General features: G+C 53.7%; 15 protein-coding genes. 8 read left to right on the forward strand and 7 right to left on the reverse strand.

The genetic code is table 11. The annotated features are described in order from the left end of the window. Positions 1-82: 82 nt before the first annotated feature. The 7 genes from hpf to ACTH3S_RS04330 all read right to left on the reverse strand — a co-directional run bounded on the left by hpf (position 83) and on the right by ACTH3S_RS04330 (position 5682). Positions 83-391, reverse strand: a complete 309-nt coding sequence (gene hpf, locus ACTH3S_RS04300) for a ribosome hibernation promoting factor (protein WP_134037037.1) — start codon at positions 389-391, stop codon at positions 83-85. A 106-nt stretch (positions 392-497) separates the two neighbouring features. After that, entirely contained in the window at positions 498-2033 is a 1536-nt protein-coding gene (locus ACTH3S_RS04305; RefSeq protein WP_441807791.1) for an RNA polymerase factor sigma-54, read from the reverse strand. Positions 2034-2207: 174 nt separating this feature from the next. After that, entirely contained in the window at positions 2208-2933 is a 726-nt protein-coding gene (gene lptB / locus ACTH3S_RS04310) for an LPS export ABC transporter ATP-binding protein (RefSeq protein WP_441807792.1), read from the reverse strand. 20 nt (positions 2934-2953) lie between these two features. Further along, complete coding sequence (gene lptA, locus ACTH3S_RS04315; protein WP_441807793.1) at positions 2954-3496, reverse strand: lipopolysaccharide transport periplasmic protein LptA; 543 nt, start codon at positions 3494-3496, stop codon at positions 2954-2956. Beyond that, on the reverse strand, positions 3480-4112 hold the full coding sequence (lptC, locus tag ACTH3S_RS04320; RefSeq protein ID WP_441807794.1) for an LPS export ABC transporter periplasmic protein LptC: 633 nt from the start codon (positions 4110-4112) through the stop codon (positions 3480-3482). The genes lptA and lptC overlap by 17 nt, the downstream gene beginning before the upstream one ends. A 2-nt stretch (positions 4113-4114) precedes the next feature. Next, on the reverse strand, positions 4115-4690 hold the full coding sequence (locus tag ACTH3S_RS04325) for a KdsC family phosphatase (RefSeq protein ID WP_441807795.1): 576 nt from the start codon (positions 4688-4690) through the stop codon (positions 4115-4117). A gap of 11 nt (positions 4691-4701) precedes the next feature. Then, on the reverse strand, positions 4702-5682 hold the full coding sequence (locus tag ACTH3S_RS04330) for a KpsF/GutQ family sugar-phosphate isomerase (protein ID WP_441807796.1): 981 nt from the start codon (positions 5680-5682) through the stop codon (positions 4702-4704). Positions 5683-5943: 261 nt separating this feature from the next. Here ACTH3S_RS04330 and ACTH3S_RS04335 point away from each other — a divergent pair, with 261 nt between their 5' ends. The 8 genes from ACTH3S_RS04335 to hisG all read left to right on the forward strand — a co-directional run. After that, positions 5944-6756, forward strand: coding sequence for an ATP-binding cassette domain-containing protein (locus tag ACTH3S_RS04335; protein WP_441807797.1), 813 nt, complete (start codon positions 5944-5946; stop codon positions 6754-6756). Further along, positions 6753-7535 (forward strand): lipid asymmetry maintenance ABC transporter permease subunit MlaE, encoded by a 783-nt coding sequence (gene mlaE / locus ACTH3S_RS04340; RefSeq protein WP_441807798.1) that lies wholly within the window; start codon positions 6753-6755, stop codon positions 7533-7535. Before ACTH3S_RS04335 ends, mlaE begins: the two co-directional genes overlap by 4 nt. A 34-nt stretch (positions 7536-7569) precedes the next feature. Beyond that, positions 7570-8019 carry an outer membrane lipid asymmetry maintenance protein MlaD gene (gene mlaD, locus ACTH3S_RS04345; RefSeq protein ID WP_441807799.1) on the forward strand — a complete coding sequence of 150 codons (450 nt, stop codon included), beginning with the start codon at positions 7570-7572 and terminating at the stop codon, positions 8017-8019. Positions 8020-8058: 39 nt separating this feature from the next. Next, positions 8059-8712 (forward strand): MlaC/ttg2D family ABC transporter substrate-binding protein, encoded by a 654-nt coding sequence (locus ACTH3S_RS04350; RefSeq protein WP_441807800.1) that lies wholly within the window; start codon positions 8059-8061, stop codon positions 8710-8712. Then, positions 8709-9017 carry an STAS domain-containing protein gene (locus ACTH3S_RS04355; protein WP_441807801.1) on the forward strand — a complete coding sequence of 103 codons (309 nt, stop codon included), beginning with the start codon at positions 8709-8711 and terminating at the stop codon, positions 9015-9017. Before ACTH3S_RS04350 ends, ACTH3S_RS04355 begins: the two co-directional genes overlap by 4 nt. 24 nt (positions 9018-9041) lie before the next feature. After that, a complete protein-coding gene (locus ACTH3S_RS04360) occupies positions 9042-9284 on the forward strand; it encodes a BolA family protein (protein WP_441807802.1) in 243 nt (80 codons plus the stop codon). A gap of 28 nt (positions 9285-9312) precedes the next feature. Further along, positions 9313-10575: a UDP-N-acetylglucosamine 1-carboxyvinyltransferase gene (murA, locus tag ACTH3S_RS04365; protein ID WP_441807803.1), complete on the forward strand. Its 1263-nt coding sequence runs from the start codon at positions 9313-9315 to the stop codon at positions 10573-10575. A gap of 29 nt (positions 10576-10604) precedes the next feature. Then, on the forward strand, positions 10605-11113 hold a 509-nt coding region (hisG, locus tag ACTH3S_RS04370), incomplete at its 3' end, for an ATP phosphoribosyltransferase (RefSeq protein ID WP_441807804.1).

The raw sequence follows: 11113 nt of genomic DNA on the forward strand, positions 1-11113 counted from the left end.
ATCGACCGTGTTTCCGTTAAAAAAGCTGCGGCACGTTCTCCGTGTCGCAGCCTGATTAGATGACATGCTTGAAAACAATCGCCTAGCGGGCGATGTTTCCCTGCATCCTATCCACACTCTTTTCTTTGTGTTTGAGGATCTGACGATCAAGCTTGTCGACGAGGCCGTCGATCGCTGCGTACATGTCCTCATTTTCCGCCTTTGCGTGAATCTCACCACCAACCACGTGGAGCGTAGCATCTGCGATTTGACGAACTTTATCCACTTCCAAGGTCACCTGACAGTTACTGATATGGTCAAAGTGCCGTTCCAGCCGTTCAAATTTCTCGGATACATAGTCTTTCAATGCGGGAGTCAGCTCTACGTGATGACCTGAAATGTTGAGTTGCATAGACGTCTCCTATTGTCATCCACTCCGGCTCGGGGGAGCCGGTACGGTGTGCAAGCACACGAATGCGCCTGCGAAATTCGTATATGTTGGTGAAAAGCGCCAGGCCCTAAACCAGACGCTTGCGTTCGTTTGAGGGCGGAATGTGCATCGCCTCTCGGTATTTTGCAACCGTACGCCGCGCCACCTTAATTCCTTGTTCACCCAGCATGGCCGCAATCTTGCTGTCACTCAACGGCTTTTTCGGTGTTTCTGTCGCAATCAGTTTTTTGATCATGGCGCGGATAGCCGTTGATGAGCATTCGCCACCTTCGTCGGTGCTGACGTGGCTGGAGAAAAAGTACTTCAGCTCAAAAATGCCCCGCGGTGTATGCATGTATTTTTGCGTGGTTACACGAGAAATGGTGGATTCGTGCATTTCCACTAACTGGGCGATGTCTGAGAGGATCAGCGGTTTCATTGCTTCCTCCCCGTAGTCCAGGAAACCCTGTTGGTATTCAACAATGCGCGTAGCGACCTTTAATAGTGTCTCGTTTCGGCTTTGCAGACTTTTGATAAACCACTTTGCCTCCTGCAGCTGGTCTCGCAGGTAGGTGTTGTCCGCGCTGCTGTCCGCTCGCTTTATTAATGAAGCATAGCTGGCATTCACGCGTATGCGCGGCGCAATATCAGGATTCAGCTCCACTCGCCAGCGGTCGTTGTGTTTGCGCACGATGACATCGGGAATCACGTAATCCGGTTCGGTTCGATCAATAATGTCGCCAGGTTGCGGGTTGAGGCCGGTAATCAGGGCGAGTACATCGCGCAACTGGTCTTCTTTAAGTCGGCTACGGCGAAGCAGTTGAGCGTAATCACGATTGCCCAGCAGGTTTATGTAGTGGGTGATCACCAGTCGCGCCTGTGGGAGCCAGGGGGTTTCTGGTGGCAGCTGGTTAAGCTGGATCAGCAAACAATCCTGAAGATCTCTGGCAAAAACCCCGGGTGGATCAAAGTGTTGCAGCCGACGCAAAACGGCTTCTACTTCATCCAGTTCAAGAGGATCCTCATCGGAATCGTCCGCTAGGCCGGCGTAGATGTCCTCAACCGGACTGGTGAGGTAGCCCCGCTCATCTACGGCATCCATCAGCGCATGAGCAATGGCCTGATCCCGCTCGCTCAAAGGCGTAAGATTCAATTGCCATTCAAGGTGATCCCGCAGGGTTTCGCTGGGCGAGTTCCGGGTTTCGAAATCATAATCGTTTTCGTCGTCGTTCCGAGCAGCCGGTGCCGGGGCAGACTGGTAAACATCGTCCCAGGCGGTATCAACGGGAAGATCGTCAGGGAGCGTGTCTGGGATTTCGGTTTCAGATTGCCAGTCGGGGCCGTTTTCGCTCTCATCCCAGTCGGAGTTGGAAGCGTCTGAGTCTGTATCGGAGACGGTTTCGTTTGAGGTGTTTGCCTGGTTTTGGTCGTCGTTTGCTGACGGCGCCTCCTCGTGATCGTCCTCTTCCGGGGCTTCCAGCAAGGGGTTGGATTCCAGGGCTTGCTGAATCTCCTGCTGAAGATCGAGGGTCGATAATTGCAAGAGCCTGATTGCCTGTTGCAGCTGGGGCGTCATTGTCAGGCTCTGACCCAGCTTTAATTGTAAAGAGGCTTTCATAACCATCGCTCAGGATCCGTCACTCTACCCACTCTGAATTTCTCGCTTTGGCTAAAAAATCTTTATATGGCGGCCACTTGCCGCTATATAACGTTACCCTAGCAAGTTCTTTGCCGAGTTTACTTGCTCCGGGTCAGCAAAACAATCGAACGGGTGCGTTGCGGTGCCGAAAAGCCGGCCCTACAGACGGAATTCATTGCCAAGATACACTTCTTTAACCTGCTGATTGGCAAGAATGGTCTCGGAGTTTCCGGATGCAATAATATGTCCGCCAGATACTATGTACGCGTTCTCGCAGATATCCAGTGTTTCGCGTACGTTGTGATCGGTGATCAGTACGCCTATGCCCTTGTCCCGAAGGTGGCGAATGATCTGTTTAATATCACTCACAGAGATTGGATCTACGCCGGCAAACGGCTCGTCCAGCAGAATAAAGGCGGGCTCCATGGCTAGAGCCCGGGCAATTTCCACCCGGCGTCGCTCGCCACCGGAAAGCGCCATGCCCACGCTATCGCGAATGTGGGTAATGTGAAACTCTTCCAGCAATTGCTCCAGCTTGGTCAGGCGTTCTGCACGGCTGAGCGACTTGCGGGTTTCCAGAATCGCCATGATGTTGTCCCGCACAGAAAGCTTGCGGAACACAGAGGCCTCTTGCGGCAGGTAACCAATGCCTTTGCGGGCTCGACCGTGCATGGGTAAGGGCGTAATGTCTTGGCTGTCGATGGTTACACGGCCGTTATCGGCGTTTACCAACCCTACGATCATATAGAAACAGGTGGTTTTGCCGGCGCCGTTCGGGCCGAGCAGGCCGACGATCTCCCCGCTGCGAATTTCCAGCGAGACATCGATAACGACTTTTTTTTGCTTATAGCTTTTTGCCAGGTTACTCGCTCTGAGAACTGCCATCGGATCCCTGTTGTCTGCTGTTAGTTGCCGGAGTCGTTGCTAATAGTGCCACTGCGAGGCTGGATGACCATCTCAACGCGGCCTGGGCCAGAGCCAGTATCCGCGCTGCCTTCTGCAGTGACCACTCGCTGCTCGGTATCGTAATGAATAATGTCGCCACGGAACACGTTGCCATTCTGCTCAATCACCGCCTCCCGTTCAAAGGTGAGCTGTTTGTCGGTGGCAGACCAGGTGATATTTTTAGCCTTGGCATCGGTTTCACCTGCGCCATCGGTGACAGGCTGTTGGTAGCGGGCAGGTGTGCCGTTTGCCTCAATGCGGTTGAGGCCTTGCGCGCTTCGGTAAAGAACCACGCGTTCTGCTGTGAGGCGGGTTTCGCCCTGAACCAGCTCAACCGCCCCTGTGTAGGTTGCTATGCCTTGGCTGTCATCCAGGCGAGCGTTGTCGGCACTGACGGTGATCGGCTTGTCAGAATCAAGGTCAAAGGCGATAGCCGGGCTGGCAAGGACTGTTGTAAGAATGACAGTTAGTAGCTTATGCATGGGATTATCTAACGGTTTCATAGTGTCCTTTCACCTGGGAATTGAGTTCCAGAATACGTTCATCGATCCACGCTTTCATGCCTTTTGCTCGGGTAATGCCCGTAAGATCGGTAATTTTTACCGGGTCATCAGTGAAGGCAATGCCTTGGCGGTTGTCCAGGGTCAGGCTCTGGGTTTCCAGCGTTGCTTCCCGGTCGCCAATGGTGCGCACAACACGAACGTCGCCGGAGAGGTGTAGTCGGTCTTCACTCTGTTGCAGGCGGCCTTTCTCAGCGTTCAGAATCCAGGGTCCATCCCCTGTCTCGCTAAACAGTTTTGCGCTGGGCGATTCCATTGTGGCCAAATCATCTTCTTCAAACTGCTCAATACGCGGGCTTGTAAAAACGATCTTACGATGGCCTGTTTCATCGAAAGAGGTGTAACTGCCGTTGATCACAAAACCATCTGGTTCTGCTACGCCCCGGAGTTGTCTTGCTTCACTGTAGCTGGTGGCTGGTGGCTCGTCGCTCTGCCACAGCAGAAAAACCGCAACAGCAAGGGTGATGGCTAGCGCAAACATGCGCAACCGGGGCTTGTTTGCCATAGCCAGTGCGGAAAGGCGACTGTTTTTTGCGTTCTTTTTTGCCATCTCTGCCATGGTTATGGTTCCAGATAGGGCGCTAGTGCTGCGCCCAAGTGGCCTCCGGCGGTCAGCAGCAGGTCGCAAAGCTCTCGTACCGCGCCGTTACCTCCGTTAACTTGGGTGCAGTAGTCCGCATGTTCTTGTACCAGCCAATATCCGTTTGGAACCGTCACGCCAAGGCCTGCGTAGCGTATAGCTGGCAAGTCAGGCAAATCGTCGCCCATATAGGCTATGGCCTTTGGTGGTATGTCCAGGGTGATTGCCAGCTCCTCCAGGGCAATCTTTTTATCTTCGCGCCCCTGCATCAAATGGGAGATTCCCAAGTCTTGCATGCGTTTTTCGGTTAGCGGTGAGCTGCGGCCCGTAATAACGGCAACTGTAATGCCCGCTGCCATGATTTGCTTCAGGCCCAGCCCATCTAGAATGTTGAAGCCTTTTAGCTCATCGCCTTTGGCACTGAAGTAGATTTTGCCATCACTCATGACGCCATCAACATCGAGGGCTACAAGCTTGATGTGCTTTGCCTTGGTCAACAGATTTTCTGACCAGATTTCCGCCAGTGGGTTCTTTAACTGTGCAACATCACTGCTCATCAGCCTTACCCCTAAATAACGCCGGCACGTAGCAGATCGTGCATATTGATTGCTCCGACCAGTGTGCCCTGGCCGTCAACAACTGGAAGCGCGTTGATCTTCAGGCCTTCCATAACGTTGAGCGCTTCTGCAGCCAGTTGGTCTGGTTGAACGGTTCTGCCGTTGCGTGTCATCACATCCCGCATGGGAGTGGTGTGCACGTCGGTGGACTTGTCCAGGATGCGGCGCAGGTCGCCGTCGGTGAAAATGCCCGTCATGGTGCCGTTAGTGTCTACAACGGTGGTCATGCCAAGCCCTTTGCGGGATATCTCCAGCAAAGCACCACTAAGGATGGTGTCTTCGCTTACCGTGGGGATACGGTCGCCAGTGTGCATAATGTCGGAGACCCGCAGCAGGAGCTTGCGCCCTAAACTGCCGCCTGGGTGAGAAAAGGCAAAGTCTTCTGCACTAAAGCCGCGAGCGTCCAACAAGGCAACGGCTAAGGCGTCACCCATCACCAGTGTTGCTGTGGTGCTGGACGTAGGCGCCAGGCCGAGTGGGCAGGCTTCTGCTTCAACGCTAACATCCAGATTGGCTGCAGCCTCTTTTGCCAGTGTGGAGTTAGGGTTGCCTGTCATGCTGATCAGAGGTGCGCCCATACGTTTGATAAGTGGCAAAATGGTAACCACTTCGCTGGTGTTGCCGCTGTTTGAGATGGCGATAACCACATCCTGGCTGGTTATCATGCCCATGTCGCCGTGGCTGGCTTCCCCAGGGTGAACAAAAAATGAGGGGGTTCCGGTGCTGGCAAGAGTGGCCGCAATTTTGTGACCAATGTGCCCAGATTTACCCATGCCAGTCACAACAACGCGGCCTTTGCATGCCATGATGACTTCGCAGGCGCGAATAAAATGGTCGTCGATGCGGTTTTCCAAGGCGCTGATGGCATCTCGCTCAATGCGGATAGCCTGAAGTGCGGAGTTCCGGAAGTCGTCTGTTGCTTGTTCAGTCATTGGGCGAAGAACCTGCTTTCTCGTTGACGTTTTCTAGATGAAAATCTATTTGAAAAGACGGGATTGCGATTAGGTTGGCGAAGTATAACATTTCCCGCAAGCTGAACAGTCTGGTTACAGTATATTCACTAGAGATTTCAGTAGGGGTTTTGTAGAAAATCCAGTGCCGCTGACTATTGCTATCAATTCATTTTAGAATCCATCGATTGAGCTTGGGCGCTCCTTCGCATAATGTAGCCGCTCTCTGAAAGGTTAAGGACTATGAGTTTGCGCTCGTATATTTCATTGAAGGACATTGTATTCTCCCGCTCTGGACGCCGTATATTTGATGGTGTGTCCTTGGAAATTCCCCGTGGAAAAATCACCGCCATCATGGGGCCCAGCGGCACCGGAAAGACCACCTTGCTGCGACTGATTGGTGGTCAGCTTCGGCCAGACTCTGGCGATATTACGGTGGATGGCCACTCAGTACCTAAGCTTCGTCGCAAAGAGCTTTACTCATTGCGGGAAAAAATGGGCATGCTGTTCCAAAGCGGTGCGCTGTTTACCGATTTGAGTGTATTCGAGAACGTGGCTTTCCCGATGCGCGTGCACACCAAACTGCCTGAAGACATGATTCACGACATTGTGCTGATGAAGCTTGAGGCTGTGGGGCTGCGAGGTGCCCGTCAATTGATGCCGTCTGAACTCTCGGGTGGCATGACCCGGCGCGTTGCCCTTGCACGCAGTATTGCGCTAGACCCAGAACTGATCATGTATGACGAGCCGTTCACCGGCCAGGATCCGATCGCCATGGGCGTGTTGGTGAAGCTCATCAGCGATCTGAACAGTTCCATGGGCCTGACCAGTGTGTTGGTGTCCCACGATGTACAAGAATCCCTGAGTATTTGCCATTACGCTTGTATTATTGCAGATGGAAAAGTGATTGGCGCCGGCACACCAGCTGAGCTGCAAGAGCATCCCTCAGAGCAGGTGCAGCAGTTTTTGCAAGGCCATCCGGATGGCCCTGTGCCATTTCATTACCCCTCTTCGGCGGCGTCTGGGGATTTCGGGCTCGCGGGAGGTGTTTTGTGATCGACAGAATTGCGTCCTTCGGGCGTAGCGGGGTAGAACTCGTTGTTTCTTTTGGTCGCGCAGGCCGCTTTCTCACTGGCGTGCTGTCAGGCGTTCCGCGCCCGGCCACCGGTTTTCCGCTTTTAATGAAACAGCTTTATTCGGTTGGCGTGTTGTCGCTGGCCATTGTGGTGGTTTCCGGGCTGTTTATCGGTATGGTTCTCGGTCTTCAGGGTTACACTATTCTTAGTGATTTTGGCTCTGAGGCGGCCATTGGCCAGATGATTGCGCTAACACTTGTGCGCGAGCTGGGGCCAGTGGTAACTGCGTTGCTATTTGCCGGGCGCGCAGGTTCGGCGCTCACGGCCGAAATTGGCCTGATGAAAGCCACCGAGCAGCTTTCAAGCATGGAAATGATGGGTGTGGACCCACTGCGCCGGGTTATAGCGCCCCGGCTTTGGGCAGGTTTTATCGCCATGCCCATACTGGCTATCATTTTTTCGATGGTGGGCATCTGGGGCGGCATGCTGGTTGGCGTGGAATGGCTAGGCGTGTTTGAAGGTTCCTACTGGGGCAATATGCAGGCCTCTGTGGATTTTTGGGATGACGTCGTAAACGGCGTCATCAAAAGCGTTGTATTTGGTTTTGTCTGCGCCTGGATTGCGGTTTACCAGGGTTATGATTGTGTACCCACATCGGCAGGAATCAGCTCGGCCACCACAAAAACCGTAGTGTATTCCTCGCTGGCCGTGCTGGGGCTGGATTTTGTGCTCACTGCCGTAATGTTCGGCAACTTCTGATCAACGATTGACAAGATAACACCGGGAGCCGGTAATGACACAAAGAACAACGGACATCACAGTTGGCCTGTTTATGCTCGCCGGGTTGGCTGCGCTGCTGTTTCTGGCGCTGCAGGTAAGCGGGCTGTCGCCAAAATCCGCCCAAAGCACCTATACCATCTACGCAGATTTTAATGACACCGGTGGCATCACGCCCCGGGGCAGGGTTTCCATGGCGGGCGTAACGGTGGGCAGTATCGAGTCTATCAACCTGAACAAGGAAACATTCCAAGCCCGTGTAACCATGTCTATTCATGGCGACGTGGACAATATTCCGGCAGATAGCGCTGCAGTAATACGTACATCTGGCCTGCTGGGTGAGCAGTACATTGATATTTCCATTGGCGGCGAAATGGACTCCCTCAAGGCCGGCGATACGTTTTATTCCACCCAGTCCGCCATGAATATTGAGCGGCTGATCAGTAATTTCGCATCTGGCAAGTAAGCCGATCGACCGGCTATGTGACAGAACAGGAGAGCGCACATGATTGCAATAACGAAACGGTTTTTCCTAGTACTGACCCTGTCAGTGTTTTGTGTAACATTCGCCCAGGCTGGGCCAGAAGAAGATCTGCAGCAGTATGTAGATGATAATACTCAGCGCCTTGTGGACAAACTCAGTGAAGAGCGCGGGCTTTATGAACGCGATCCGGAAGCTTTTTATAAAAGTATGGATGAGGCACTAGACGGCTTCGTTGATTTTCGCAGGATTGCCGCCCGAGTGATGGGCCGTTATGCGCGCCAGACAACCGTTGAGCAGAGGGATGAGTTTGTAGTGAAGTTCAAGCGCAGCCTTTTTGACAGCTACGCCCAGGCTCTGGTGAGCGCCGAAGACTTCAAGATCAACGTGAACGACGCCACAATTAATCCACAGAATGACAACCGCGCCTCCGTGGCCATGGAAGTGATTACCGCGTCTGGCAATCGCCACTCCGTGACCTACTCCATGCACCGCAAAGAAGGTAGCGATTGGATGATGGAAAACGTGATTGTGGAAGGCGTCAATATAGGCCTTTCCTTCCGGGATCGATTTACCCAGGAAATGGAAGCCAATCGCGGACAGGTTCAGCCTGTGATTGATGGCTGGAGTGATGCTGTGAAATCCCTCAACCTGGAAGACGAAGTGAACAAATCATGAATGCAGAGGCTCCCTGTGTGCAGCAGGAGGCGGGGGTGCTCCGTGTCTCAGGTGCAATCGATGCCCATAACGTGGCCCCGGTGCGTGCTGAGGGCGAGCGGCTGATTAAAGCTGCCAATGGCAATCTGGCGGTTGCGCTTGATGGCTTGTCTACGGCCCACAGCGTTATCCTCTCTATGCTTTTGTGCTGGAGCCGATTGGCAGAAAAACAGGGTGTTTCTCTGTCTTTTACCGGGGCGCCAGACCGCCTCGTTTCTCTTGCCGCTTTGAGCAACCTCGAGGATTGGTTACAATCCCGCCCCTGATTTCAAAATACCCGAGGATTTACTATGGATGCCACCCAAGTCACCGAGCTGGTCAAAGAAGCGCTGCCCGATTGCGAGGTGCAGGTACAGATCGACGGTAACCATTATATGGTGGTAGTCGTAGGTGACGTTTTTGAGGGTCTATCGACCATCAAGCGGCAGCAACTGATCAACAAGGCGCTATTCCAGCAAATAATGGATGGCACTATTCACGCCCTTCACCCCAAACCGTTTACACCGGCTGAATGGGCTGCGCGCCAGGGTTAAACTGCTCGCACACAACAGGATTACTATTGTGGATAAACTTTTAATCCGGGGCCGTAAGCCCCTGGACGGCGAAATCCGGATTTCCGGTGCCAAAAACGCTGCTCTCCCAATTCTGGCAGCGACCCTGTTGGCGGATGAGCCGGTTACCGTTGGCAACCTGCCGCACCTGCACGACGTGACTACCATGATTGAGCTGCTGGGCCGCATGGGTGTGGAATTGATGATTGATGAGAAAATGAGCGTGGAGATTCACGCCAATACCATCAAGCACTTTCACGCACCGTACGAGCTGGTTAAAACCATGCGTGCCTCTATTTTGGTGCTGGGCCCGCTGGTTGCACACTTTGGCGAAGCTGAAGTGTCTCTGCCCGGTGGTTGTGCCATTGGCAGCCGGCCAGTAAACCTGCATATTCAGGGCCTTGAGCAAATGGGTGCGGATATCACCGTGGAAAACGGTTATATCAAAGCCAAGACCAATGGGCGCTTGAAAGGCGCGCACATTTTCATGGACGTGGTGACGGTAACCGGCACCGAAAATCTGTTGATGGCTGCAACGCTGGCCGATGGCAAGACCATCCTCGAAAACTCGGCCCGCGAGCCGGAAGTGGTGGATTTGGCAGAGTGCCTGATTGCCATGGGCGCGAAGATTACCGGGCACGGTACCTCGACCATTGAAATCGAAGGCGTTGAGCGCCTGCACGGCTGCCACTACAACGTATTGCCAGACCGAATTGAAACCGGCACCTACCTAGTGGCAGCCGCTGCGACCGGTGGCCGGGTAAAGCTGAAGGATACCCGCGCGGATCTGCTGGATGCGGTATTGCTAAAGCTTGAAGAAGCCGGCGCACATATCACCTCGGGCGATAACTGGATCGAGCTGGACATGAAAGGCCAGCGCCCAAAAGCGGTCAATATTCGTACAGCGCCTTACCCGGCGTTTCCTACCGATATGCAGGCCCAATTCGCCGCGATGAACGCAGTGGCCGAGGGCACCGGCACCATTATTGAGACAGTGTTCGAGAATCGGTTCATGCACCTGCAGGAGCTTACCCGCATGGGTGCGGATATCACTCTTGAAGGCAATGCCGCAATAATCAAAGGCGTTGATCACCTGACGGGTGCACCGGTTATGGCAACAGATCTGCGGGCGTCCGCCAGTTTGGTTATTGCAGGCTTAATGGCAGATGGCGACACCATTATTGATCGCATCTACCATATCGACCGTGGTTACGAATGCATTGAAGAAAAACTGCAGCTGCTAGGTGGCAGTATCCGTCGCTTGCCAGCGTGACAGACACAAACGGGAAACCGGAAGGACGCATGACAGATTTCATTACCATCGCTTTGTCGAAGGGGCGAATCCTGGAAGAAACCCTGCCATTGCTGGCGGAAGCCGGGATTGAGCTGGTCGATGACATCAAGAAATCACGAAAGCTGGTGTTCCCCACCACTCATCCGAATGTGCGCATACTCGTTATACGCGCAACCGACGTGCCTACGTATGTGCAGTACGGCGGCGCGGATTTGGGGGTAACTGGCAAGGACGTGCTGATGGAGCACGGTGGGGAAGGGCTTTATGAGCCCTTGGATCTGAATATTGCCCGTTGCCGCCTGATGACAGCCGGCCCCAAAGGCGAAACCCCTCCTGTTGGGCGTATTCGTGTGGCGACCAAATTCGTCAACCTGGCCCGCCAGTATTACGCGGCGCAAGGGCGCCAAGCAGATATCATCAAGCTTTATGGTGCGATGGAACTGGCGCCGATTCTTAACTTGGCGGATGAAATTGTCGATATCGTGGATACCGGCAACACCTTGAAGGCCAACGGCCT

The organism is Marinobacter sp. (assembly GCF_052094685.1).
In the GTDB taxonomy this organism is placed as follows: Bacteria; Pseudomonadota; Gammaproteobacteria; order Pseudomonadales; family Oleiphilaceae; genus Marinobacter.